Source organism: Halorubellus sp. JP-L1 (assembly GCF_011440375.1).
Lineage (GTDB): Archaea > Halobacteriota > Halobacteria > Halobacteriales > Natrialbaceae > Halorubellus.
On sequence record NZ_JAAOIR010000004.1, the window covers coordinates 164,240 to 189,365 of the forward strand.

Consider the following 25,126-nt stretch of genomic DNA (forward strand, 5'->3'; position numbering starts at 1 on the left):
CAATTACTAACGGTGTGTTCGGCGGTTGGTAACGTATGGTGGAACGACTGACTGACGACGACTGGCGACGCATCGAAGCGTTCGCCGCGACGCCCGCGTACGCTCGCGAACCCGAACAGCTCCTCCCGGAAGACGCGGAGACGGACGACGACGCGGACCAGTCTCCGCGGCCGACACCGCTCGCCGACGGCGGCGGTTCGCCCGGACCGTAATTCCGACGGTCCGGCGGCGCAAAGTCACGATACTTCTCGACAAACGCTCTCATTGCGGCGCCCGCAACACGCTCGAGGACACCTGGTCGCCGTCCGACTCAGCATCGACTAGCGACGATACCGACGACACCGACTAGCGACGACACCGACGACACCGACTAGCGACGACACCGACGACACCGACTAGCGACGACACCGACGACACCGACTAGCGACGACACCGACGACACCGACTAGCGACGACACCGACGACACCGACGACACCGACGACACTGACGACACCGACTAACGACGATACCGACGACATCCGGCATCGATCAACTGCGCCGAGGAGCGTCCGCGGTCGAGTGCGGAGTGCTCGGGGACGCGCTCGCTGGTACTCGCGTCCGGTCGTCGAAGAGAACGTGCGAGGGGATCGAGTGGGTCGAGTTCGCGACCCGCGGCAGCCGTTCGGTCACTCTGCGAGGTTCTGGGACTGCATCTCCTTCCAGATCCGCTCTCCCTTCTCCGTGATGCCGTAGACTCGGCCCTTGCGGCGGTTCTCCGGGACGAGGAGTTCGACGAGGTCGCGCTCGCCGAGCTCGCGGAGCGCTCGCGACACGTGCGTGATCGCGATGTCCTCGTCGTTCGCGATCTGGGACGGCGTCGCCGGCCCTTCGTTCAGCCGTCGGAGCACCGTCACGCGGTAGTTCGAGCTGATGACGAACCCGATGGCGTTCCACTCGTCGCTCATCCTACCAGCCCCGTAGTCCTCGAATAACAAAGCCACAGAGCCGAGTCTTCGAACACGTACCATGGACGAACTCCGTCCCACCCCGACCGAACAGTACGCCGCGTGCGCGAACTGCGGCCGGCACGTCTCCTCGAGCTACGTCCGCGTCTTCGGCGACAACAGCGGGACGCTCCACCGGTGCTCGACGTGCGCCACCGTAAGCGACGTGATGGACGGTCGCGGAAGCGGTGTCGACGGTCGGTAACGTGACGATCGATGCGGTCGCGTGAATGGGTAGTGTCGTTCATGATTTGTCTTCTACGGAAAGGTTCTCCGCGATAGGTGCGACGCGATTCCGTTCGAGGTAGTGTGCGAGCGAGAGCGCCGCGAACGCGACGACGACGACGATGCCCGCGACGGCGTCTGGAATCGCCGCGAGCACCGGGACTCCTGCGGCGACGGCCGCGTAGAACGCAGCCGAGACCACCGCCAGCACCGCGTAGTAGCGATGCCAGGGACGTTCGTCGTCGCCGTCGGGCATGTAGCGCTCTATCTCGCTGGCGCGGTCCGCGAGCTCGATCAGTCCGCTGTCGGAGTCGTACTCGATGAGTCCGGTCGACACGAGCTTCGGGACGTGTGTCTGGTAGACGGAGACGTACACGCGCTTGGATTGCTTGTCGGTGAGCTCCTCGACCGTGGTGTCGTTCTCCCAGGCGGCGATCTCGTTGGCGAGGTCCATGAGGTCGACCGGACCGTCGTGCTCGTGAAGGTACGACAACATGAACCGTCGTCGTGAGTTGCTCAGGATCTCGAAGACGGTGTCCTGTGTCAACTCTCCTCCCTCGGTTTCTGACATCGATCTTGGATTCACCGGGCCTCGTTGGGCATGCGATTACGTTCTACCACGACCGTCGGACCCTTTGTTAAGTTCCGAATAGGTCCGGTAGGAGTGCGGTACTCGACGGGGTCGCACGCTCGATGGTGACCGCTCGCCCGGTCGGGCCGGCCGCGAGTTCCAGGACCCGTAAACGGAGTGAGCCCGTCCCCCCGATCCCGGTGGACGTGACAGCCGGCTGGTGTCCCGGGCGGCGGCCGGTGGTGGCCTGCTCGACCGGGAGGAGGTCCGACCCCGAGGGTTCGTGGGTCTCCCCGTCGCGTCGGTCGCGACGGGCTCCAGCGAGCGAGTCGTGGTCGTGTCGGCCGCACCGTCGATCGCAGCGAGCGTGTCGCGGTCGCTCCCTCGTAGCGCGCGCGCTGCAGCGGTGGCGTCCAGAGTCGACGCGTCGGTGATCGTGTGGCTGGTTCGAACATGGCTCGATGGTGCGTCCACGACTTCGCAACACGGACGCTACGATACCGGAACGTGTCGGAGAATGACTTTAGTTATGCGTCAATTTGAGTGTGACAGAACCGTATTATTCCGGGTAGCAGACGGGTAACTCCCCGATTCGTCCACACGTCGCGGTCAGCTGTCGGGGGACCGGTACTCGACGGCGAGGACCGCGACGATAGCGGCGAACAGGACGATACCCCCGGCGAGCGCGCCACCGGGCGCGACGAGGACGCTCAGAACGTACGCGAGTACCGCTGCGCCCGTGAATGCGAGGTAGTGCACGGGCATCGGCGAGTTCTCGTCGGTGTCGGTGACGTCCAAGTACGGGCGGATCTGGTCCAGATTCTCCCCGTCCCTCACCGTCCCCCTGTCCTTGTCGAAGTCCACGATGTCTGCGTTCGCCATCTTCGGGAGGTGACACTGGTAGAGAGCGACGTAGACGCGCTTTCGTTGCTGCGAGGAGAGTCGGTTTACAGGAACGCCGTTCTCGATCGCGGCGATGTGTTCCGCGAGATCCCCGATCTTCGCGGGTTCCTCGTCGCCGACGGCGACGTACGCGAGGACGTGCTGTCGTCGTTCGTTCCGGAGCACGTCGAAGACGGTCTCGAGCGGGAGGTTCGCGTCCGCGCTTTGACCGGCGAGAGGAGTCGTCGTCGTCGGGCGATGCAGGGATCCCGTGGTCGTACGGCCCTGGATGTCGCCCTCGTTCGGGTCGTGGTTCGTGGATTCTGTCATTGTCCCCCTGACTGCTGCCCGTCGAGTGCGTCGGTGCCCCGACCGACGACGGCGCGACTTGGTCGACTGGACCGAAGGACCGCCTCGGTCGTTCGACTAATCCAACGAATACGCCGTAATTATATAATAATTTCGTACCTTCTGTGGCACTACACCACGATTGCCAATGGAAATCGTCAATGTGTCTTTTGATTCCGTCGTCGCCAATGTGCAACCGACGACTGGACCGTCCTCACTCGACTTCAAGCGAGTCCGGCGTGACGACGATGCGACCGACGTTCGATACGAACACCTGGCAGTTCTCGAACTCGAAGGACAACGAGAGCTCGTTCGCGTGATCGTGCCCAGCGAACAGCTGTTCGATGGCGTCGCAGTCCACCCACTCCCCGAGCGGCGGCAGTTCTGTGACGTCGCGGTCCGTCGCATCGGCCACCGCGGTCGCCATTCGCGCCGTGACGGAATCGGAGCCGACCGGATCGAACTCGACTATCTGCTTCGTCGGCCGGTCCCCTGCCACCGGCTCGGTCTGGACGTTACTCTCGTTCATCGTACCCTCGCTGGAATCGAATCGACATGGATCATTGTATCTGTCCCGTTGCCCATGGACGGGAGCCCATCTGCCGGGTCTGCCCTACCCGTCCACTCTTCTTCGAGACCTAATGGCCCATGTATAAAAATCGTTCGAAGAACGTCCGAATGAACGAGAGGGGCGTTTCGTCGGGTTCTGCCCGACGGGGTCGGGTTGGCATGGAAGTCCATGGAGGTGGTAATCGCCTGGTCGACGGCAACCATTCGGTGGTACGAAGAGGTCGTCGTCCCGATACAGCCGACCGGCCGTTGGACGCTGTCGATCGAGCGACGAGCGGGACCGAAGCGCTCGCGCTAGCGCGACGTCCGAGATGACTCCAAAACGGAATAGGGGGATCTCCCCTACGCACAGCGGTGGAAACGTCCTCCTTGGGTGGGTAGATGGGGGATTCGACTGACTGAGTCTGGGGTGGCTGGTGGACGGGTGGGGTGTCGTCCGTGGAGTGACGTTTCGTTGCCACCCAGAAAGTCCTACGAGCGAAACCCGTTTTGTTATAAGGCAATTTCGCGTTCGAGAGAACGGGTAGGCATCGACCCCCCAGCGACGGCGTTCCAGTAAGCATCGACCTCTGAACGCCGATATTCGAGTACGTACGGACTCCGGATCGGAGGCGGAACCGTGTGGGGTGCTTACTACTGACGTGGCGTTCGTTACCGGGCGAAGAACTCGTGACACGGTGAGCCGTTCGGTTCGTGCGCACGGTGGACCGATTCGGATCGTTGGGGACTCGCCGAGCGAAGGGGCGCCTCCATATCGATTGTGCGCCGCGACGCTGGAGCCGCCCCTGCTGCCGGGGAGCTGTTGCTACGCAGGGGCTGCCCCTACTGCCGGACCGGTTGGCCGCGCAGTACGGTCCGGAGGCCATCGGAGAGGGAGACGGTGGGTTCGAACCCGAGGTGTTCGCTGGCCTTGCGCACGTCCGCGCGACTCTCGGCGATGTCGGCTGGGCGCGGATCGTCGTGCGTGACGGGGACGTCCGCGTCGACGACGTCGCGAACCATATCGGCGAGTCCGCGGATGCTGGTCGAGCGACCGGTGCCGACGTTGTACGCCTCGCCGGTGACGTCGGCGGCGGCTGCCAGGAGGAGCGCCTGCACGACGTCGTCGACGTGCACGAAGTCCCGCGTCTGCTGACCGTCGCCGTCGACGACGAGCGCGTCCCCGTCGAGCGCGCGGTCGGCGAACGCCGGCACGACGCCTCTGGTCTGGCGAGGACCGTAGACGTTGAAGAACCGGAGTGCGACCGTGCTGGCGTCGTACCAGTCGGCGTACCGCCGGACGTACTGGTCGGCGGCGAGCTTCGAGACGCCGTAGGGGCCGCGTGGCGTCTTCCGTTCGGTCTCGGGAATGGGCGTGTCCGTCGGGTCGCCGTAGATCGCGCAACTGGACGCGAACACGAACCGCGCGTCGCGTTCCGTGGCGCGTTCGAGGAGTCGCGCGGTGGCGGTGGCGTTGACGTCGAGCGTGCGCGCGGGCGCCGCCATCGCGTCGGGGACGGCCGAGATGGCGGCGAGGTGGAAGACGTAGTCGACGTCGTGCGTTGCCTCGTCGATCGCGTCCTGGCTGGCGACGTCGCCGACGAGGAGCGTCGCGTCGTCGTGGACGTTCCGCGGGTCGCCAGTCGAGCAGTCGTCGAGGACGCGGACGTCCGCGATCGGTGCGAGCGCATCGACGAGGTGACTGCCCACGAATCCGGCGCCGCCGGTGACTAGCACCGTCGCGTCGGCGAGGTCGCTGCGTGCGGGGTGTCGAACGGGTGGCATTGGCGGACCGTCGATGCCACCGTGGTTTGTTATGGTCTCGCTTCGAGCGCCTCGAGTCGCCGTGGAGACCGACAGGCAGTGTCTGTGCCGGCTACAGTGTGTCCGCTACTCGGTCGTGGGAGAGCGGTCGACGATCGGGCGACTGTATCTCGCGACGCGGGCACACGGCAGTCTATAGCCGGTGAACGTACTGGGGCCGTCCGTGACTATCCGGTAGGCGACGTCCGACCTACCGACGGTAACGGGCGTCTATCTGACGCCCGCCATCACCGTAAGCCATGGTTTCTAGCGAGCGCTCACAGTGCCCACACCGTGCCACATCTTCCCACCCCCGCTGGTGCGTCTGTCGGCGATCGGTCACGAGCCGGTATCGAACCTCGGCCAGTATACGGTAACTGGTCACTAACTCGGCAATACCATTAATGCGAGTAGGCCATTGTTTCGAGATATGCTTGGAAAATGGGTGTTCCAGCAGGCAATGTGCACGGCGGTTTCTGGGTGGGTCCAGACCGTATTCGACCATTACTCCCCGCGTACGGTGGGTGAGTGCGCGTGAGCAAGTCAGCAGTCGAGTCCTGGGAGTCGGTCTCGTCGGATCCCGACCCGAAGGAGGACCTCGGTTACGACCTTCAACCGCTCAGCGTCATCACCGTCGGCGAGCGCGACGAGCAGTGCATGATCCTCCCCAGCGACGCCGACCACCTGGCCGACGACGAGTTCATGGTCGCCGACCCCGACGTCGTCTGCGACCTCCACGAACGACGGTAGGAACGACGAGCGACCACTCGAGCGCCCGCGACCGCTCGACGCTCCCGTGCCACACCGGCCGCGTCAGCGTCAGAGCCGACCGACGACGAGCCGCCACCCCCACAGTGGTGGCCACGTGCAGCTAGTTACTTACCACCTTCCCCGTCGTTACTCTCAGTAAACGACCATGACGAAACTGCCACAGGGCAGTATGAATCCAATACACAATGATAGAAGCGGTCTAACAAAGAAGGTGGGTAGGGTAGACGGGTACTGTCGCGGGTTGCGGCCCGACGACTCGTCGAGCGAACGGGGACTCGACGACGCGCCGCAGTAATCGGGCCGCACTCGACCGACGCAGTCCGCTCGCGCGGACGCGACGAGATGCACGCCACCGACGTCGCCATTGGCGCCCTGGCGGCTCGACCGGAGCCACCGGAGACGAACGCTACGCCCTGCGGGCGACGTCGCGAAGGGGGGACGCATCGACGCGACAAACGGAAATATAACCCATGAACCACAGCCTACCGGATACCACGGACACCTACGCACGAGCGCACAGGGGGACCGAACTCAACACCCATGTCGACTGAACCATCAGCGACTGCGACGACCGACAGCGGCGTCGCGGACCTGGACGAGGCCGCGGATCGACTGGAGACCGACGCGATGCACGAGTCCGAGGAGGCCCTCGAGCTCGATCAGGTCTTCGAGATACTGAAGAACCAGCGCCGCCGGTACGTCCTCCAGTACCTCAGAGAGATCGACGAGACCGTCTCGATGAGCGACCTCGCCGAGGAGATCGCCGCCTGGGAGAACGGGAAGGAGGTGAGTCAGCTCTCGTCGAGCGAACGCAAACGCGTGTACGTCGGCCTCTACCAGTGCCACCTCCCGAAGATGGACAGCATGGGCGTCGTCGAGTTCAACAAGCCCCGTGGCCGTATCGAGCGCGGCCCGAACGCCGACGTCTTCGATCGATACCTGGAGACCGACGAGGAGGACGAAGGGCCGGCGTGGCATCGGATCCACGCGGCCACGGCCGCGGCGAGCGCCGTGGTCCTGGGCGTGGCACTGGCCGCGCAGACGATGGTCGCCGGCCCGCTCGTCGCGATGGCTGGCCTGCTCGTCGTCGCCGGGAACGCCGGCTGCTCGGCCGCTCACTACCAGTGGGCGCGTACGGCGGCCGACGACGACGACACCTGATCTCGGGGCGTTCGACCGACGTTGCTCCTTCACCGTTCCGACCGCCCGCAGCAACGCATAGCGGCCTGTGACGGTCGCTGACAGTCTGAAGGCGCTGCATAACAAACCGTGACTGGTGACTATCCGCGGCCAGAGCGGGGGTTCGCAGACGCCGCCGCGTGAAGATACATGAGAGGAACGACCACGAACGGACGAGGCGCTGCCACCGCATCGATGCGCGCGACCGTCGACGCAGCACGGAGGCGTCGATGACGGTCGCGGAGGTCGGCGAGAACGTGACCGTCGAACCGGGTGCGACCGTCGGGTACGAGTACGACGACGACGTCGGCCCGGCGGTCCTCCTCGGGGACGCGACGGTCAGGCACGGCACCATCGTGTACGCGGACACGGAACTGGGGTACGGACTGCAGACCGGCCACAACGCGCTGATTCGGGAGCGCTGCATCGTCGGCGACGACGTGCTCGTCGGGACGAACGCCGTCCTCGACGGACTCCTGACGGTGGGCTCGAACGTGAGCATCCAGACGGGCGTGTACGTCCCGCCCGAGACCGCGATCGGGGACGACGTGTTCCTCGGCCCGCAGGTGACGATGACGAACGACCCGTACCCGCTCCGTCGGGACGTCCCGCTCCAGGGGCCGACGGTCGAGGACGGCGCGTCCGTCGGCGCGAACGCGACGCTACTGCCCGACGTCACCGTGGGCGAGAACGCGTTCGTCGCCGCGGGCGCGGTCGTCACCGAAGACGTTCCGCCGGACACGCTCGCGGTCGGCGTGCCGGCGACGCATCGACCGCTCCCCGAGGAACTGGCGGCCCGGAACGTGGTGGCATGATCCCGGTCGCGAACCCGACGTTCGGAGAGGCCGAGCAGGAGGCGGTCGCGGACGTCCTCGAATCCGGGATGGTCGCGGACGGCCCGGAGGTGCGTCGGTTCGAGGACGAGTTCGCCGCCGCGTGCGACGCCGGGCACGCGGTCGCGACGTCGAACGGGACCACGGCGCTGGTCGCCGCGCTGAAGGCGCTCGGCGTCGGCGAGGGCGATGCGGTCGTGACGACGCCGTTCTCGTTCGTCGCGAGCGCGAACGCCATCCGACTGGTCGGCGCGACGCCGGTGTTCGCGGACGTGGACCCGGAGACGTACAACCTCGACGCGGACGCGACGCGTGCGGCCGTGCGCGAGGCGGACGCCGACGGTATCCTCGCGGTACACCTGTACGGCCTCCCGGCGGACCTGTCCGCGCTCGCGGACGTCGCCGAGGAGGAGGACGCCTTTCTCCTGGAGGACGCTGCGCAGGCCCACGGCGCGCGCTTCGATGGGTCGCCGGTCGGGTCGTTCGGCGACGCGGCCGCGTTCTCGTTCTACCCGACGAAGAACATGACGACCGGCGAGGGCGGGATGGTGGTGACGAACCGCGAGGGCGTCGCCGAGGCGGCCGCGAGTTACGTCAACCACGGCCGCGGGGGCGAGGGCGGGTACGCGCACCGCGAGGTCGGGTCGAACCATCGGATGACGAGCATCGCGGCGGCCATCGGTCGCGTCCAGCTGGAGCGACTGCCCGCGTGGGTCGAGGCCCGGCGGGAGAACGCCGCGGCGCTTTCGGCTGCAGTCAGTGGCGTCGACGGCATCCATGCGCCGGTCGAGCCGGACGGTCGACGGCACGCGTACCACCAGTACACCGTCAGGTGCGAGGACCGCGAGACGCTCGCCGACCACCTGGAGGCCGCGGGCGTCGGGACCGGCGTCTACTACCCGACGGCGATCCCGGACCTCGAGGCGTACGACGACTTCGACGCGGACGTCCCGGTCGCGCGAGAGCTCGCCGAATCCGTGCTGTCGCTCCCCGTGCATCCGAACCTCTCGGACGCGGACCTCCTGCAGGTGGTGGACGCGGTCCAGAGCGCCGAGGTCGAGGCGCGATAGCCCCGATGTGGCCGTGGGAGCACGCCGCCGTCGGGTACGTCTGTTACTCTATCGTGAGCCGGCTCCTCTCGGGAGAACCACCCGACGGCGACCCCGTACTCGCGCTCGCCGTCGGCACCCAGTTCCCGGACGTCGTCGACAAGACGCTATCGTGGGGGCTCGGCGTGTTCCCGACGGGGTACGCCGCCGGCCACTCCGTCCTCGTCTCCGTTCCCGTCGGCGTCGCGCTCGTCGCCGCAGCAGCCAGGGGGACACAGCGTCGGGTCGCCGTCGCGTTCGTCTTCGGGCACTGGTCGCACGTCGCCACCGACGTGCTCGTCACCCTCCGCGGCGGAGGCGACCCGGAGTGGGGGATCGCTCTGTGGCCGATCGTCGACCGCGAGCCCTACGGCGACGACCTCGGACTCGGACGTGGCCTCGTCTACTTCGCCGAGTACCTCGCGGACGTCGCGCGGAGCGACGTCCAGACCCTCCTCGTCGTTCACCTCGGGCTGACGGCGCTCACGGTCGCGCTCTGGCTCGTCGACGGCGCACCCGGCCTCCACGCACTCGGTGCCCGCGTGCGGTGGTTCGCGCGGACCGTCCGCAGTCGCTGACCGCGACCGTAGTAGCTCGATTCCTCGCCCATACGAACGGACTACTCGACGACAGTCAGCGACTGTCGAACGCACCGGAATCGGGGGCAAGCGGTGCCGTCCAGGGGTATGCGATTCATTACTAACCGCGTCGTGGTCCGTCTCCGAAGTAGCATGGAAGAATCTCCCGAACAGGTACAGCGGCCCATGGAGTTCACGTACGACTGGTACGCGGACTTCCTCTCGGACCTCCAAGCTGACGGCTACACCTGCAGGACGTTCCACGAAGACCTCGGCGACGGCGACGTGGTGCTCCGGCACGACGTCGACCTGTCCGTCGACGCTGCCGCCAGGATGGCGGCACTCGAGGCGGCCCAGAACGTCCAGTCGACGTACTTCTTCCTCCTGTCCTCGATGCTGTACAACCCGATGCGGGGGGACGCCCGGCGGACCATCCGGGATATCTCGTCGCTCGGCCACCAGGTCGGGCTGCACTTCAGTACGCACGAGTACTGGGGCGCGGACGAGGAGCCGTCGCGAGCCGAGCTCGAGGCGCGCGTCGCCGACGAACTCGAGACGTTCGAGACGGTCCTCGGCGAGTCGACGGACGTGGTGTCGTTCCACAAGCCGCCGTCGTGGGTGTTCGGCGAGTCCTACGACGGGTTCGAGAGCACGTACGCGCAGCGGTTCTTCGAGGACGTCGAGTACGTCGCGGACTCGCGGATGCGGTGGCGTGACGACCCGCCGGACGTCGCCGACTTCTCCGGTCCCGTCCAGGTGCTCTCGCATCCGGGGCTCTGGCGCGAGGACGACGGGACGTTCCGCGACCGGATCGGCGAGGCGGTGATGGAGTCCTGCCAGACCGCCGGTCGCGAAGCCGACCGCGAGTTCCTCGGGGGGCGGTGAGCATGTACCGGGACATGACCGTCGCCGTCGTCGTGCCGGCGTACAACGAGGAGGGGTTCGTCGGTGACGTCATCGACGACTTCCCCGGGTTCGTCGACCGCGCCTACGTGATCGACGACGGGTCGACGGACGGGACCTGGGACGAGATACTGACCCACACGGAACGGAAGAACGCCGAGCACGACGGGCACTACGACGACCTCGTCGTCCCGATCCAGCACGAGGAGAACCGCGGCGTCGGTGGCGCCATCAAGACCGGGTACGAGCACGCGCTCGAGGAGGGCGTGGACGCGACGGCGGTGCTGGGCGGCGACGACCAGATGGACCCCCACGAGCTAGAGAAGTACCTCGACCCGATCGCGGACGGCGTCGCCGGGTACGCGAAGGGGAACCGGTTCGTGCGTTCCGAGGACTGGATCCACATGCCGAAGTTCCGGCTGCTCGGGAACGTCGTGCTGTCGCTCCTCACGAAAATCTCGAGCGGTTACTGGGGATCGATGGACTCCCAGAACGGCTACACCGCGATCTCCCACGACGCCCTCGAGCGCACGGAGTTCGAGGGGATGTACGAGTACTACGGGTACTGCAACGACCTGCTCGCGCGACTGAACGCCGCGGACGTGGTGGTCGCGGACGTCCGCCGGAAGACGGAGTACGCGTACCAGGAGGGCTGGAAGAGCCACATCGACTACAAGGAGTACATTCCACGCGTGTCCGCGATGTTGTTCCGGACGTTCCTCTGGCGGCTCTACCGGAAGTACCTCGTCCGGGACTACGACCCGCTCGCGCCGCTGTACGGCGTCGGGATGGCTTCGATGGCCGGGGGCGTGGTCGGGTTCGTCAACTCGCTCGTCCGTCGCGACGGCGAGGACGCGGGGTCGTGGGCGGTCGCGACCGTCCTCGGCGCGCTCGCGTTCGTGTACGCGACGCTGCGGGACGCCGATGACAACGAGGAGAACGTGGTCGTCGTCGACCCGGAGGCAGATGCGGAATCGGACGAGGTGACGCAGTCCCGATCGGCGACGCAGTCGGTGCCGGCGGCCGCCGACGGCGGCACCGTCGCGTCCGGCGACGGTAGCGATACGATCGCGGACACCGGCGGGGAGTCGGTCGCGGACGCCGACGCGCTCCCGTTCGACGCCGTGACCGACGCCGCGACGGACGGCCGCGACGCGGCCGACCTGGACCTCGACGACGACGCGGCGCTGGCGGCCGCACTCGAGGACGCGAGCGACGCCGACCACCTCGCCGACGTCTCCCTCCAGGAGGTGCTCGACGCGGTCCCGGACGCCGCGGATGCGATCCCGGACGCCGAGGACGCCACGGTCGAGAACCTGAACCCGACCGACGGCGACCTCGGCTCGCTCGACGTCTACGACGGGACCGACGCTCGCGACGAGGAACCGAGTCGCGACGACGAGGGGGCGGACGATGTCTAGCGTGCGACCCGAGCACGGCGGCGACCGCGACCCGATCACGGTCGTGATGACGGGCGCGGGCGCGCCGGGGGCGTCCGGCATCGTCCGCAGTCTCCGCGGTGCGCCGGACCGCGAGGTCGAGGTCGTCGGCGTGGACATGGACGCGAACGCGTACGGGTTCGCGCTCGTCGACGACCACGACGTCGTCCCACCCGGCGACGACCCCGAGTTCGTCGAGGAGCTCGCCGCGGTCGTCGATCGCGTGGACGCGGACGTCGTGCTGCCGCTCGTGACTGCGGAGCTCCAGCCCCTCGCGGAGAACCGGGACCGCATCGACGCGACCGTGATGGTCTCCGAGGCCGAACGGCTCGCGGTCGCGAACGACAAGGCCGCGCTCTACGGGTTCCTCGGCGACGAGGGGTTCGCGTCCGCGCCCGAGTTCCGACTCGTCGAATCGCGCGAGGCGTTCGTCGACGCCGTCGGGGCGCTGGGGTACCCCGACGAGCCGGTGTGCTTCAAGCCGCCCGTCGGGAGCGGGAGTCGCGGGTTCCGCGTCCTCGACGAGCGCGGCGACGACCTCCAGCGGTTCCTGGAGGAGAAGCCAGACGTCGCGACGACGACGCTCGACGACGTCCTCCCGGTGCTCGACTCCGGGGATTCGTTCCCCGCGCTCGCGGTCATGGAGTACCTGCCCGGCGAGGAGTACAGCGTCGACGTGCTCGCGACGGACGACGGGGCGCACGCGGTGGTGCCGCGCTCCCGGTCGCGCACTCGCGCCGGCATCTCGTTCGAGGGCACCATCGAGCGCCGCGAGGACCTGATCGAGGAAGCCGCGGCGATCTGCGAGGGCCTGGGCCTCGAGTACAACGTGAACCTCCAGTTCAAGTACGCCGCCGACGGCACGCCGAAGGTCATCGAGATCAACCCGCGCGTCTCGGGGACGATCGTCCTCTGCGTCGGCGCCGGCGCGAACCTCCCCTACCTCGCCGTGACGCACGCGCTCGACGAACCGCTCCCCGAGGTGGACGTCGCATGGGGGACGAGCATGGTCAGGTACTGGGACGAGGTGTTCACGAGCCCTGACGGCGACCGCTACCACGTCGACCCGCCGGCGTTCCGACGAACGAACGGCGAGGTGTTCGACGAGACGCCGTCGCGATGACCGGGACCGCCGTCTGCTTCGACCTCGACGACACGCTCTTCGACTACCACGAGTACGCTCGCGCCGGCCTCCGGTCCGCGGCGACGCTCGTGGAGCGCCGCACCGGCCGGCGCGTCCACGACGACCTCGTCGACCTCTACTTCGACCAGTCGGTCGACGAGGGGACGTTCGACCTCCTCCTGGAGCGCTATCACCTCCCGCGATTGGACGTCGAGATGCTCGTCGAGGCGTTCCACGACTCGTCTGGCGAGCTCCCGCCGTACCCCGAGACGGAGGCGGTCCTGGACGCGCTCGGCGAGAACCATCGCCTGGGCGTCGTCACGGACGGCCGCGGCGGACACGGAAAGCTCGACAGGCTCGGCATGCGCGAGCACTTCGACGTCGTCGTCGTCACGCCGAACGGCGACCACTCCAAGGAGCACCGCGTCGTCTTCGAACGCGTCCTCGACGACCTCGGCGTCGCCCCCGGGGACGCGGCGTACGTCGGCGACGACCCGCGCGTCGACTTCCACCACCCGAACGACCTCGGGATGACGACCGTCCGCCTGCGCCGCGGCCGCTACGTAGACCTCGACGCCCCGACCGCCGCGCACGAGCCCGACCACGAGATCGACCACCTCGGCGACCTCCTCACCGACGTCCCCGCAATCGCCACGGAACCGCGACGCGCCGACTGACGGGCGCGCACGACTCGTCGACGCCTCTTCGTCGGACCACTCGAACCAGCGCCTCGGTAGCGACTCGCATCGCCCGGACGAGACTCGTAGCGACGTCTCTCGACTCTCGGCCGCGGCCGGCACCGTATCTCGACTGGAACGTACGGCGACGGCTGCTCGAGTCGCTCGCAACCAGGATGATGGAGTCGCTCGCAACCAGGATGATGGAGTCGCTGGCGACCGGGCTGATGGTGTCGGCCGGCGCTCCCGATTGGGACACGAGAGTCGCCGTCGAACGTGGCGGGCGAAAGAAGGGGAGGGCCGAGCGTCGTCGTGGACGACGGTGGGTCAGCGGCGGCGAGCGGCGACGAGCGCGGCGGCGAGGAGTGCGACGAGCGCGATCGCGACCGAGAACCCTGGCGTCGAGTCGGTGGGTTCGGTGGTCGATCCGTCGTCGTCGACAGCGGTCGTCGTTGGCTGCTCGGTGCTGGCGGCGGTCGTCGGGGCCGACGCCGTCGAGACGTTCAGGGTGCCCTGGTCGGTGCCGGCTATCGAGAGGTCGTACGTGCCGGCGTCCGCGACGGCGTGGGAGAGCGACACGTCGACGGACTCGCCGGCGGGGACGGTGACGGTCCTGGACGTGACGACCTCGCCGTCGAGCGAGAGCGTGGCGTCGTAGGACTGCTCGGCCGTTCCGTTGTTCGTGACGGTGACGGTGGACGTGATGCGGTCGCCCGTCTGAACGCTCGTGGAGCCGACGGCGACGTCGGCGACCGTCAGCTCGGGGTCCTCGACGACGAGCGCGAACGTCGACAGCTGGTCCGTGCCAGCGACGACGTGCCCGGGCGCACCGTCGACCGAGCGCTGTTCGAGCGCTTGCCACGAGCTACTCGCGTCGTCGAACCGGTACAGCGTCACGTCGTCCCCCGTCTTCGCGTACTCGAACACCACCGACTGGAGTTCGGTCGCGTCGAGCGACGACGTCACGTTCAGGTACCTGACGGCGCGCGCGTCGCTGTCGAGCGACGGCGTGCCCGCGGGCGGTCCCTCGAGGCGTTCGAGCGTCACGTCGAACGCGAGGTCGTGCGAGGGCGTGACGATTCCCCTGGTCGACCGGACCGTCACGGACTCCATCTGGTTCCCGGTTCCCGAGAGCAGCGAGGACTCGGGGAGGTCGAGGATGACCGGCGAGCCGGCGCGAGCGTCCGTGACGGACACTCGCATTCGGTCGGCGCCGTCGTTCGTCGAGACGTCGACGCTCGGCGGGTCGGGATCGCGGACGTCGACGTTGTCGACGCGTTCGTTCGAGACCACGACCTGGTACTCGCCCGGGTCCTCGAAGGTATGCACGAGCGTCACCGTCCGTTCGGAGAGCCGGTCGACGGTGATCGTCTTCTCGCCGAGCAACTCGCCCTTCGAGGTGAGGTACGCCGTGTACGATCCCTCGACGATGCCGTCGTTCCGCACGGTGAGGTTGAACGCGACCGGGTCACCGATCTCGACGTCGGTCCGGTTCGCGCTCCGGTCGACTGCCGAGACGTCGGGGCCGACCTCCAGTTGCGTGGAGCTCTCGCTCCCGGACGACTCTTTGGCGTTGGTCGCCTCGTACACGGTCTCGGCGACGTGCTTCATAGCGTCGTCGGCGTCGGTGTGCACGTCCATCCACTCGCCGCCGGTCATGTCGGCGTACGTCTTGAGTTCGTTCGTCGTGGAGTTGTCGCACGGCGGCGAGTGCAAGTGACAGCCGCTCGTGGCCGGGTCCGAGGGCGAGAGCGTGACGAACGTCATCCCGCTCAGTCGACCGATCGCTTGGCGACGCGCCGTGGCGTCGCTGTCGTCGTCCTCGTCGGTGACGAGCACGATCACGCGCTCGGCGTCGTCGCGGAACTCCATCTCCGTGGCCGTCAGGACGGCGTCGGACGCGCGTTCCTCGTCGCCGCTCGGCTCGAAGATCATCGCCCGCTCGATGGCGTCGAAGTCGTCGGTGAGCGGCTGGCGGACGCTCGCGCGCTTCGTGTACGTCACGAGCCCGAAGCGGGCGTCGACGCCGCGTTCGGTTAGCGACCGCTGGAACGTCCGCATCTCGTTGGCGAGCTTGTACCGTTCGTCGTTCATGCTCTGCGAGCGGTCGAAGACGAACACGACGTCGACCGCGTCCGACGCGGCCGTCGTCGATTCCGTCGAGTCGTTCGCGTCGATTGATACGTCCGGGCGGTCGTCGGTCTGTGCGTGCGTCGCGACTGTGGGATCGACGTCCGCCGGGGTCGGGCGGGCGTCGGCGGCGACGGCTGCTGCCGCGGCGAACGTCGAGGTGACGACGAGGACGGCGACGACGACGACCGCGAAGCGCGCAGGCAGCGACGTTCGAGCGAGTCCACGGGTGGACTCGCGACCGCGAGTCTGGTCGGATGACATGCACGTGGAAGACGCTCCCACAACCACGTTGTAACGGGTAACATACCGGTCAGGACGTGTCACAGAGCCGTCGATATGCCGCGCCTATCGGTCGGTATCGGTCACGGCGGGGTCTGTTGGGTTCGGCGCGGGTACCGTCGCTCTCCGGAGCGTCGTCGTGTGACCGTTCCACGCCGACGGCGACCGGCGAGCGGCTAGGCGACGAATAACTATGCGCGCAACGGCGGTGGGTCCGACAGGACGTCGACCGTCCCTGGCGGATCGTGGGTCGACGCCGTACAGGAAACGATGAGAGTACACGACACGCGCGGACGCGGTGGTCTGAACACACGCGGACGCAGTGGTCCGGACGCACGCGGACGCGGTGGTCCGTAGGGATGGCTGGCTTCGAGAACTTCACGGAGCGACTGGCGTCGATCGTGAGCGCGCGCGTCCTGAAGCTCGTGGTCACGTTCGTCTCCACGCCCATCGTCGTCCGCCTCCTCGAACCCTCCGGGTACGGGGACTACGCAGTCCTCCTGTCCGTGTTTGCCGTCTTCATCCTCCCCGTGAGCGCCGCGGTGACGGAGGGCGTCCAGAAGTACGTCGGCGAGGAGCGCGCGGACGAGGTGGACTGGCAGGAGCGCGTCGTCGCGTTCTACGCGATCTTCGGGGGCGTGCTCATCGTCGGCGCGGTGCTCGTCATGCTCGCGTTCACCGCCCTCGGTGGTGCGGCGTGGCTATTCGGGGACGCGTTCACGCTGTACTTCTACCTGCTCGCCGGGCACGTGTTCTTCGCGCAGTTCCGCGCGATCGGCTACCACGCCGTGCTCGGGTTCGGGAACGAGAAGGCGACCGCGACGTTCGACGTGGCGAAGAAGCTCTTGACGATGGTCGTCGGGATCGGACTCGTCCTCGCGCTCGGCGTGGGCGTCGAGGGAATGCTCGTCGGGCACGTCGTCGCGAACCTGATCATCGCAATCGCAGCCGGCGCGCTGGTCCTGCGAACGATCGACGTCACGCGGTTGTCGCTCCCGTCGCTCCGGGACCTCCCCCTCCGCGAGCTCGCGGCGTTCAACGCGATGAACATCGTCCTCGTTCTGCTCGTGCGGTCGATGGCGCACGTCGACGTCGTCATGCTCCGCGTCATCACCGAGTCGTCGACGACCGGGTTCTACAAGGCGGCGCTGAGTACGGCCGAGTACATCTGGATCGTCCCGATGGCGCTCCAGACCGTCCTCCTGCACTCCAGTTCCGGGCTCTGGAGCGAGAACCGGACCGACGAGATTACCGATATCGCGACCCGGATCACGCGGTACAACCTCCTGCTCGTGATCCTGCTGGCGATCGGGATGGCGACGCTCGTCGACCGGTTCGTCCCGCTTTACTTCGGGAACGAGTACACTGCGTCCATCGTCCCGTTGCTCGTCCTGCTCCCCGGCGTCGTCGGGTTCGCGGCCGCGCGCCCACTGCAGGCGATCGGACAGGGGTCCGGGCGGATGCGGACGCTCGTGCTCGCCGTCGGCGGTGCGGCCGCCCTGAACCTCGCCCTGAACGCCCTGCTCATCCCGACCTATGGAATGATCGGTGCGGCCGCGGCGACCAGCATCGGGTACGGGTCGATGTTCGGGTTCCTCACGTGGTCCGCGTACCGCCTCGGCTACGACCCGCTCGCCGACGTCCGCGCGGTCCGCATCGGTCTCACCGCCGCCCTCACCACGCCAGTCGTCTGGGGCGTCGACCAGCTCGTCGCCTCCGATATACTCGCGCTCTTCGTCGTCCCACCGATCGGGCTCGTCGCGTACCTCGTCGTCGCGGTGAACGTCCGCGCGATCGACGTTGACGAGATCCTGGCCATCGTCGACCGCGCCCCCCCGCGCATCGGGGGGCCCATCAGGACCGCGCTCGCGTGGGTCGACTGACAGCAAGACGGGACGGGGATCCCTATTCGATTGACAGCTAGCCGGACCGAACCCGTCCGTAATCGCTCTATTACATTGCCACATGCGGCCCTTGTCGAGAGCGATGACCACCGTACGTGGGTTCCGGCCGGGGGACGTCGACGCGTTCCTCTCCCTCATGGAGACCGTTTTCGGCCAGACACGGGATCGCGAGTGGTTCGAGTGGAAGTACGAGCTGAACCCGTACGCAGAGGCCCCCCACATCGTGGTGGCCGAGCGCGACGGCGACCTGGTCGGCGCCCGACCGTTCCTCCCCCTCGAGATGGCCGTGGGCGACGAGACCCATCTCGCGCTCGAACCCGTCGACGCGATGGTGCACCCCGACCACCGCCGCGAGGGCGTGTTCACGGCGATGACTCGGGAGGGGATCGACCGGTACGAGGCCGGCGAGCCGTCGTTCTTCTTCAACTTCCCGAACGAGGCGGTCGCGGCGGGGAGCCGCGAACTCGGCTGGGAGAAGGTCGAGGACCGCGTGACGTACTATCGGTTCGCGGACCTCCCGGAGGTCGCGGAGCGGAACGAACTCGGGACGGGCGTGCAGCTCGCGGCGTCCGCGGTGGAGCCGGCGAGTACGGGATACTACGCGCTCCGAGAGGCGCTCGCGCCCGTGTCGGACGCGACCCCGGTCCGGCGGGATTCAGGCGTCCACGCTGCCGAGTTTGCGGCGCTCGCCCGGCGGGACGTCCCGGATCGCATCCACGCCGTCCGCGACGAGACGTTCTACGAGTGGCGGTTCCAGAACCCGGACTGGGAGTACGAGGTGTACGTCGCCGAATCCCGTGAGCCGGCGGGGCTCGTCGTCGGAACGAACGGCGACGTCGTGAAGATCACTGACGTCGCACCCGTCGGTCGCCCGGGGCCCGAGGAGGTATTCGGGACGCTCCTCCGGGCCGTGCTCGACGACCACGACGACGCGGCGCTCCTGATCGCGCCGCCGCTGGCGACGGCTGACTACTCCGCGGGGACGTTCGGGTTCCACTCCGACCGGTCGTATCCCGTCAAGCACTTCGCGACGCCGACCCGGCACTTCGTGCGGTCGCTCACCGGCGAGTGGGAACTGAACGGTCATGACCTCACCGATCCCGCCGACTGGGCGCTCACGTTCGCCGAGCACGACACCAGTTGACGAACGACCGGGGATGGTCGAGAGCGAGACGGGTCAAGTCCGAGGATCGGGCCCAGTCCGCGAACTGGACCGTTCTACAAATCACGCGAAGTCGGCCTGCGCCTCGGGGACGGGGCCGGCGTCCACGACCTCGATCTCCTCGAGCGGGTACGTCGACTGCGGGGCGGCGGGGTCGAAGAGGCCGACGGTGGCGCCGACGACGCCGAACGACTTCGTGAGGAGGAACTGAACGGCTTCGCGAACGCCGAGTTTCCGCGCGACGATCGCGAACCCGAGCGTGGACGCGGCGAGCCACGCGAAGATACCGAACCCTGTGGCGAGCGAGAGCACGCCGAGGGTCGCCCACGCGACGAGCGCTGCCTTGTAGTGCTGGCGGCGGAGGAGCCGCAGGAGGACGCGCGGCGAGTCCGACGCGTACCGAATCGCTTGCCCGACGCCGTGATAGTAGCCGGCGCGCCAGCGCCTGAACGGCTCCGAGATCGGGTCGCCGAGCGGATGGACGGCGGAGACGTGAGGCAGTCGAACGAGCCGGTAGCCCGCGGCGGTCAGGCGATAGCCGACGTCGATGTCCTCGTAGGACTGGAGGTACGGCGCCCACCCGCCGATCGACTCGAGCGCGTCGCGGTCGTAGAGCATGACGCCACCGAGCTTGTCGACGACCATCGGCTCGGTCGCATTGGACTCGTTCAGCCACCCTTCGACGCCGGCGACGTCGTGCTCGCGGAGGTAGGAGACGGCGTGCCCGAGCCAGTCCTCGGTCAGCTTCATGTCCCCGTCGACGTGCAGGACGACGTCGCCCCGCGCGACCTGGTCGCCGACGTACCGGCCGGCGCCACAGGAGACGACGTGCTCGGCGGGGATGCGCAGGACCGTGACGGGGTACTGGCGGGCGATGTCGACGGTTTCGTCCGTCGACGCGGAGTCGACGAGGATGACCTCGAAGGGCGCGACGCCGTCGGCCGCGCGAAAGACCGACTCCAGGCAGGTCGCGATGCGGTCGGCCTCGTTCTTCGCGATGACGACCACTGAGAGCTCGGGGATATCACCGGGTTCGACGGCGTCCGTGGTGCGGGCTGCGTCTGTGGTGTAGTCTGTGCTCTTGGCGGGCCGGTCGTGGGAGTGAGTGCGGTCGGTCATCGTGGATTCAGTACTTCGTCTTGCAGGATCTGGCTCCCGATGCGGCGGGTGCCGTCAGGCGTGTGGACGGTCGTGTTCTGGACGAGGATCGACGAGCGGTTGGCGATGATTGGTTCCTGGTCGGCCGCGATGACGCAGTCCTTGATGACGCAGTCCTCGGCGTCGACGAGGCGGATGCCGCCACGGTCGTCGCCGCGCTGGTCGAACCTGCAGTTCTCGAACATGGCGCCGTCGCGACCGATGAGGTTCGCGCCCCACTCGCCGTTCGCGTTCCCGGTGACGGTGACGTTCTCGAAGACGAGCGGGTCGTTGTCGTCGGCGTTCGGCTCGAACGAGAAGATGGCGGGCGTCTCGGGCGTGTCGACGTGGAGGTCGGTGTTCCGGACGGTCGCGCCCTTGTTGTCGCCGTGGAAGACGACGGCGCCGAAGCTGTTCCCGGCGTGCGGGCCGAGCTGCACGCTGCAGTCCTCGACGAGGATGTCGCGGCGGTTCCGGAGGCGGATCCCGCGCGCGTTCACGTCGTCGCCGGGCGGGACGGTGTCGACGACCACGTCGACGTTCCGCGCGGTGGACCCCGTCGTCCCGAGGCGGACGCCCGAGATGTTGTTGTTCACGTACGAGCCGCCGACGGCGTGGACGGTCCCGTTGGGGGCGTCCGGGAGCCCTGGCGCGGACGCGTACAGACCGTTGTCGGAGAACCCGGCGGCGCGACAGTTCTCGAACGTCACCTCGCCGGCGTGTTTCTTCCCGACGTAGAGCCCGATGAGTCGGTTCCGTCCGATGTGCTCGATGTTCAGGTTCTTCACGAGACCGACGCCCTCCGGGTCCCTGACGTCGACGCGGAACAACGCGATCTGGGGCTCACAGCTCCCGGAGATGGAGACGTTCTGAACGGTCACGTCTCCGTCGGCGATGAACCGTATCTCGCCGCCGGCACCTGGCTTGCTGAAGTCGAAGTTGATGCCGTCGACGAGGCAGTTGGAGACGTTCTGGAACGTCAGGTACGTCTCCTGGTCGCAGTACCCGGGCTCCGGGACGAACGTCGGACGGCGGGTTGAGGCGGCCGCGATCGTGAAGTTGTCGCGGTCCTGCACGGTCATCGGTTCGAAGCGGTACGTCCCGGGTGGGAACGACAGGAGCGTGTCCCCGCTCGCGTATTCCTCGAGGAGTTCGTTGACCGGAACGGTCCCGGACGGGTCCGCGCCCACCTCCACTGCGTTGACCACGTTGTCGTGCCGGTCGACGTGCCGGACCTCCTGCTGGGCCGGCCCCTCCTGTGGGTCCTGGTCGTCGGGTACCTCCGTCGAGGGAGGTGACCCGTTCACGTTCTCCGCGGGCCCCGGCGAGGGGTCGTCCGACCGCGCCGAATCGGTCGCGTACTGGCCGACGCCGTATCCGAGGGCACCGACGCCGCCGACGACGCCGACTCGCTTCAGGAGCTGTCGGCGGTCCATCTCGAGCGTCGAGCCGTCGGTTCCCGCGTCGGGGTCGTCGTTACGCATCCGGGAAGCGTCCCGGCCCTCTCCCCGGGTGACGGGCGCGTTCGAGTGAGTATTCGACGAGCGAGCCCGTGAGGTCGGCGACGAGCGAGCCCGTGGTCCCGGTCTCGCCGGTCGACGGCCAACTGTCCCGCGACGCTGCACCCGCTTGCGTCGCTGCACGTTCGGGAGTCGCTGCCCGTTCGAATGTCGCGGGCCGTGTCCCGGTCGCTGGAACGAGACCGGGTTGGCGAGTCGAATCGAGGAGGAGGCTGTCGAGAGCGGTCACGAGAGGAACACTCTCCAGCGGCCGCTTTGTTATGCCATCCCTATCCCCGTACCGGAGGGCACAAACACTGGCATCCCCCGTGGCTGCGAGAGGGCGACTCGGCCCCCGTTACGCGTTCGCGAGTTCGATGCGAGCCGAGTCGGAATCCAGTCGTTGCGTCAGCAGGGAACTGAGTCGCGACCGGACTGGGGCGTCAGTTCGACCGCCAGCCGTCGTACCCCGGGATGACGTCCGAGAACGAGACGTTCGCGTCCTCGCCGTACGCGTTCGAGGAGAACGACATGTTCGTCCAGTCGGAGACGTTCTCCTGAACGATCGTCTGCCCGCCCTGGTCGGTCGGGCCGTCCGGGTCGGGCGCGTTCGGGTTCCAGAACCAGTTGTCAGTGATGACGGCCTGGTCCGGGACGTCCCGGATGTCGATCGCGTGGTTCAGGTTCCCGTCGTACTCGCGGTGGACGGTCTCTACGACGTTGTTGTGGATGTCGTAGACGCCGCCAGCAGGCGGGTGCACGTCGATGTTGTGCTGGACTTCGGTCGGCCCGAAGTGATTGTACCGGCACGTGTAGCTCCCGGTCCCCTGACTCATCGCGACCGAGTGGCGGTTGTAGTTGAAGTAGTTGTACTCGATGATCGGGTCGCCGTCCTCGACGCAGACGCCGTACCCGAGTCCGGACTTGTTGTTCTCGACGATGACGTTGTGGTGGACGTGCACGCGCGACCCGTCCTCCACGCCGATGCCGTCGTACGTGAACCCGGAGATGCGGTTGTTGTCCACCTCGCCGTCGCCAGTGGCCTTGATGCCGGTGCCGTCGGACGACCCGCTTTGGTCGTCACCGGGGTGTGCGCCGCGAAGGCGGATGCCCGTGAAGCGGCCGCTGCCGCGCAGGAAGAACGATTCGTCGAGGTCGTCCGAGGAGAGGAGACCGCCCGGGGAGTCGTCCACGCCACGGTTCGACGCGAGCGTGACGCCGGAGGGGACGTCGATGTCGCCCGAGGTGATGTCGATGCGCTCGTCGCCGGGCACGAACACGATCTCGCCCGAGCTCGCCGCGTTCAGGCCGTCCACGAGTTCGGACTCGTTGTGGACGACGATGTTCGCGTCCGAGCGCGTGACCGTCCGGTCGTAGCCGCTGCCACCGCCGAGGGGGCCGTTGTCCGCCGTCGAGTCGCTCCCGCCGTCGCTGCCGCCATCGCTCCCGCCGTCGCTGCTCCCGTCGTCGGTCGGCGGTTCCTCGCCGAGCATCTCGTACGTCGTCGTCTGCTGGCCGTTCAGGTAGACCGAGAACGTGCCTTCCATCGGACTGAAGTCCCGGGGTTCGCCCTCGAACTCGAAGGAGTCGCCGTAGCCGTTCCCGGTGAGGCCCGTGACCGTCCACGTGCCGTCGGCGTTCTGCGTGATCTTGTCGTTGCGCTTCTCGGCGGAGTTCTTCCCGTTGTCGAGATTCTTCGTGATCTCGCCGGAGGCGGTGAACTCGTACTCGACGCTCCCGTCGGCGGGCGTCGTGATCGTCAGCGTGTTCGAGGGAACCTCCTGGCCGGTGAGTTCCGTGACGGTCGTCTCGTTACCGTCGAGGTAGACGGTGTAAGAACCCGTTACCGGCGTGAACTCGAGCGGTTCGCCCTCGAACTCGAGGGTGTCACCGTAGCCGTTGCCGGTGAGGCCCGTGACCGTCCACGTGCCGTCGTCGTTCTGCGTCACGACGTCGTTGTCCTCGGCGGAGTTGTCGCCGTTGTCGAGGACCTTCGAGATCTCGCCAGACGCCGTGAACTCGTACTCGACGCTCCCGTCGGCGGGCGTCGTGATCTCGAGCATGTGCGTGGTCGTCGCCGTCGTCGTATCTTCGCTGTCGTCGCCGGTCGTGAGCTCGTCGACCGTCACCTGCTCGCCGTTGAGGACGAGCGTGAACGTGCCGCTGGTGGGGGAGAACGACCGTACGTCGCCCTGGAGGTCGAACGTGTCGCCGTAGCCGTTGCCGGTGAGGCCCGTGACCGTCCACGTGCCGTCGTCGTTCTGCGTGATTTCGTCGTTACCCTCCTCGGCGGAGCGCTTGCCGGCGTCGAGGACTCTCGACGGTTCCTCCGTGGTAACGAACTCGTACTCGACGCTCCCGTCTTCGGGCGTGAGGATCTCGAGGCGGTCGCCAGCTGTCGCGTCGTCGGTCTGGTCGTTGTAACTGATGCTTACCTGGACGTTGCCGTCGACCTGGAGGTTCGTTATCGTCCCCGCGAAGTCGTACGAGTCGGTGTCGCCCGCGACCGTCCCGGACGCTGCGGCGTCGGAGACGCCGTCGTCGCTCTCGAGGCTTCCGTCGCCCGCGGCCTGGATGGCCTCGCTGACACCGACCTTGTAGGACGCCTCGGTGCTGGCGTCGGTGCCGGTGAACGAGATCCGGTTCGGGTAGGACGCCGCGGCGCTCGCACCGGCCGCCGCCACCGTCGTCCCGACCGCCGTGACGCCCGCCAGCTGCATGAGTCGCCGCCTGCCGAGTCGCCGCGAGTGATTGTCCGAGTCGGTGCCGTTAACCTCTCCATTAGGGTCCGACATACCTGGGTATCCACGACTTACCCGATAAAGCGATTTTTACGGGTATGCCACCGTTAGGGGACCGGTGCTGACCGGTTCGGCTATATTTAGTTACCAGCTACCCGCAGCTATTCTCGCGGGGGTAACAGCCTCTTACCGGCGCTAATGCTCCGTTTACGGCCGAGTAACGGGTTCATACCGGCCGTCCGAGCCCCGTGTGGGTCTTTCGCATGGAGAGCTCGCGATCGGCTGGCCCGCACCGTTCGGTGGGGTGACACGAACTCG

At 67.5% G+C, this 25,126-nt stretch carries 22 protein-coding genes; 13 read left to right on the forward strand and 9 right to left on the reverse strand.

Annotated elements, in window-relative coordinates; genetic code table 11:
* Nucleotides 1-35: 35 nt before the first annotated feature.
* Nucleotides 36-212: a hypothetical protein gene (locus G9C85_RS16205; RefSeq protein ID WP_166041920.1), complete on the forward strand. Its 177-nt coding sequence runs from the start codon at nucleotides 36-38 to the stop codon at nucleotides 210-212.
* Between the two features lie 454 nt (nucleotides 213-666).
* Here the strand turns inward: G9C85_RS16205 and G9C85_RS16210 are convergent, their stop codons facing one another.
* Nucleotides 667-945 (reverse strand): helix-turn-helix domain-containing protein, encoded by a 279-nt coding sequence (locus G9C85_RS16210; RefSeq protein ID WP_166041922.1) that lies wholly within the window; start codon nucleotides 943-945, stop codon nucleotides 667-669.
* A gap of 61 nt (nucleotides 946-1,006) precedes the next feature.
* Here G9C85_RS16210 and G9C85_RS16215 point away from each other — a divergent pair, with 61 nt between their 5' ends.
* Entirely contained in the window at nucleotides 1,007-1,189 is a 183-nt protein-coding gene (locus G9C85_RS16215; protein WP_166041924.1) for a DUF6510 family protein, read from the forward strand.
* A gap of 39 nt (nucleotides 1,190-1,228) precedes the next feature.
* Here the strand turns inward: G9C85_RS16215 and G9C85_RS16220 are convergent, their stop codons facing one another.
* The 4 genes from G9C85_RS16220 to G9C85_RS16235 form a co-directional block, all read right to left on the reverse strand.
* Nucleotides 1,229-1,756 carry a hypothetical protein gene (locus G9C85_RS16220; protein WP_240148933.1) on the reverse strand — a complete coding sequence of 176 codons (528 nt, stop codon included), beginning with the start codon at nucleotides 1,754-1,756 and terminating at the stop codon, nucleotides 1,229-1,231.
* A gap of 633 nt (nucleotides 1,757-2,389) precedes the next feature.
* Nucleotides 2,390-2,992: a hypothetical protein gene (locus G9C85_RS16225; protein WP_166041927.1), complete on the reverse strand. Its 603-nt coding sequence runs from the start codon at nucleotides 2,990-2,992 to the stop codon at nucleotides 2,390-2,392.
* Nucleotides 2,993-3,224: 232 nt separating this feature from the next.
* Complete coding sequence (locus tag G9C85_RS16230) at nucleotides 3,225-3,539, reverse strand: HalOD1 output domain-containing protein (RefSeq protein ID WP_166041930.1); 315 nt, start codon at nucleotides 3,537-3,539, stop codon at nucleotides 3,225-3,227.
* 863 nt (nucleotides 3,540-4,402) lie between these two features.
* A complete protein-coding gene (locus tag G9C85_RS16235; RefSeq protein WP_166041931.1) occupies nucleotides 4,403-5,344 on the reverse strand; it encodes an NAD-dependent epimerase/dehydratase family protein in 942 nt (313 codons plus the stop codon).
* Nucleotides 5,345-5,896: 552 nt separating this feature from the next.
* On the opposite strand from G9C85_RS16235, the gene G9C85_RS16240 reads away from it, so the two are divergent.
* The 9 genes from G9C85_RS16240 (at nucleotide 5,897) to G9C85_RS16280 (ending at nucleotide 13,953) form a co-directional block, all read left to right on the forward strand.
* On the forward strand, nucleotides 5,897-6,112 hold the full coding sequence (locus G9C85_RS16240) for a hypothetical protein (protein WP_166041933.1): 216 nt from the start codon (nucleotides 5,897-5,899) through the stop codon (nucleotides 6,110-6,112).
* A gap of 561 nt (nucleotides 6,113-6,673) precedes the next feature.
* Nucleotides 6,674-7,294: a hypothetical protein gene (locus G9C85_RS16245; RefSeq protein ID WP_166041934.1), complete on the forward strand. Its 621-nt coding sequence runs from the start codon at nucleotides 6,674-6,676 to the stop codon at nucleotides 7,292-7,294.
* 248 nt (nucleotides 7,295-7,542) lie between these two features.
* Entirely contained in the window at nucleotides 7,543-8,127 is a 585-nt protein-coding gene (locus G9C85_RS16250) for an N-acetyltransferase (RefSeq protein WP_166041936.1), read from the forward strand.
* Nucleotides 8,124-9,215 carry a DegT/DnrJ/EryC1/StrS aminotransferase family protein gene (locus tag G9C85_RS16255; protein WP_166041937.1) on the forward strand — a complete coding sequence of 364 codons (1,092 nt, stop codon included), beginning with the start codon at nucleotides 8,124-8,126 and terminating at the stop codon, nucleotides 9,213-9,215. Before G9C85_RS16250 ends, G9C85_RS16255 begins: the two co-directional genes overlap by 4 nt.
* Nucleotides 9,216-9,220: 5 nt before the next feature.
* Nucleotides 9,221-9,811, forward strand: a complete 591-nt coding sequence (locus G9C85_RS16260) for a metal-dependent hydrolase (protein WP_166041939.1) — start codon at nucleotides 9,221-9,223, stop codon at nucleotides 9,809-9,811.
* A gap of 153 nt (nucleotides 9,812-9,964) precedes the next feature.
* Nucleotides 9,965-10,696 (forward strand): hypothetical protein, encoded by a 732-nt coding sequence (locus G9C85_RS16265; protein ID WP_166041940.1) that lies wholly within the window; start codon nucleotides 9,965-9,967, stop codon nucleotides 10,694-10,696.
* 2 nt (nucleotides 10,697-10,698) lie between these two features.
* On the forward strand, nucleotides 10,699-12,135 hold the full coding sequence (locus G9C85_RS16270) for a glycosyltransferase family 2 protein (RefSeq protein ID WP_205254398.1): 1,437 nt from the start codon (nucleotides 10,699-10,701) through the stop codon (nucleotides 12,133-12,135).
* Nucleotides 12,128-13,276: an ATP-grasp domain-containing protein gene (locus G9C85_RS16275; protein ID WP_166041942.1), complete on the forward strand. Its 1,149-nt coding sequence runs from the start codon at nucleotides 12,128-12,130 to the stop codon at nucleotides 13,274-13,276. Before G9C85_RS16270 ends, G9C85_RS16275 begins: the two co-directional genes overlap by 8 nt.
* Nucleotides 13,273-13,953 carry an HAD family hydrolase gene (locus tag G9C85_RS16280; RefSeq protein WP_166041943.1) on the forward strand — a complete coding sequence of 227 codons (681 nt, stop codon included), beginning with the start codon at nucleotides 13,273-13,275 and terminating at the stop codon, nucleotides 13,951-13,953. Before G9C85_RS16275 ends, G9C85_RS16280 begins: the two co-directional genes overlap by 4 nt.
* A 327-nt stretch (nucleotides 13,954-14,280) precedes the next feature.
* On the opposite strand, the gene G9C85_RS16285 is transcribed toward G9C85_RS16280, so the two are convergent.
* Nucleotides 14,281-16,347: a vWA domain-containing protein gene (locus G9C85_RS16285; RefSeq protein WP_166041945.1), complete on the reverse strand. Its 2,067-nt coding sequence runs from the start codon at nucleotides 16,345-16,347 to the stop codon at nucleotides 14,281-14,283.
* Nucleotides 16,348-16,724: 377 nt separating this feature from the next.
* Between G9C85_RS16285 and G9C85_RS16290 the strand changes: the two genes are divergently transcribed.
* Both G9C85_RS16290 and G9C85_RS16295 read left to right on the forward strand, forming a co-directional pair.
* The gene (locus G9C85_RS16290; protein ID WP_166041946.1) at nucleotides 16,725-18,248 is read left to right on the forward strand and encodes a polysaccharide biosynthesis C-terminal domain-containing protein; all 1,524 of its coding nucleotides are present in this window, start codon (nucleotides 16,725-16,727) and stop codon (nucleotides 18,246-18,248) included.
* Nucleotides 18,249-18,351: 103 nt separating this feature from the next.
* Nucleotides 18,352-19,413, forward strand: a complete 1,062-nt coding sequence (locus G9C85_RS16295; RefSeq protein ID WP_166041948.1) for a GNAT family N-acetyltransferase — start codon at nucleotides 18,352-18,354, stop codon at nucleotides 19,411-19,413.
* A gap of 81 nt (nucleotides 19,414-19,494) precedes the next feature.
* Here G9C85_RS16295 and G9C85_RS16300 read toward each other — a convergent pair whose 3' ends face one another.
* The 3 genes from G9C85_RS16300 to G9C85_RS16310 form a co-directional block, all read right to left on the reverse strand.
* A complete protein-coding gene (locus G9C85_RS16300) occupies nucleotides 19,495-20,550 on the reverse strand; it encodes a glycosyltransferase family 2 protein (protein ID WP_166041949.1) in 1,056 nt (351 codons plus the stop codon).
* Nucleotides 20,547-22,052 carry a right-handed parallel beta-helix repeat-containing protein gene (locus G9C85_RS16305; protein ID WP_166041951.1) on the reverse strand — a complete coding sequence of 502 codons (1,506 nt, stop codon included), beginning with the start codon at nucleotides 22,050-22,052 and terminating at the stop codon, nucleotides 20,547-20,549. The genes G9C85_RS16300 and G9C85_RS16305 overlap by 4 nt, the downstream gene beginning before the upstream one ends.
* A gap of 458 nt (nucleotides 22,053-22,510) precedes the next feature.
* Nucleotides 22,511-24,862, reverse strand: a complete 2,352-nt coding sequence (locus tag G9C85_RS16310) for a right-handed parallel beta-helix repeat-containing protein (RefSeq protein WP_166041952.1) — start codon at nucleotides 24,860-24,862, stop codon at nucleotides 22,511-22,513.
* Between the last annotated feature and the right edge of the window lie 264 nt (nucleotides 24,863-25,126).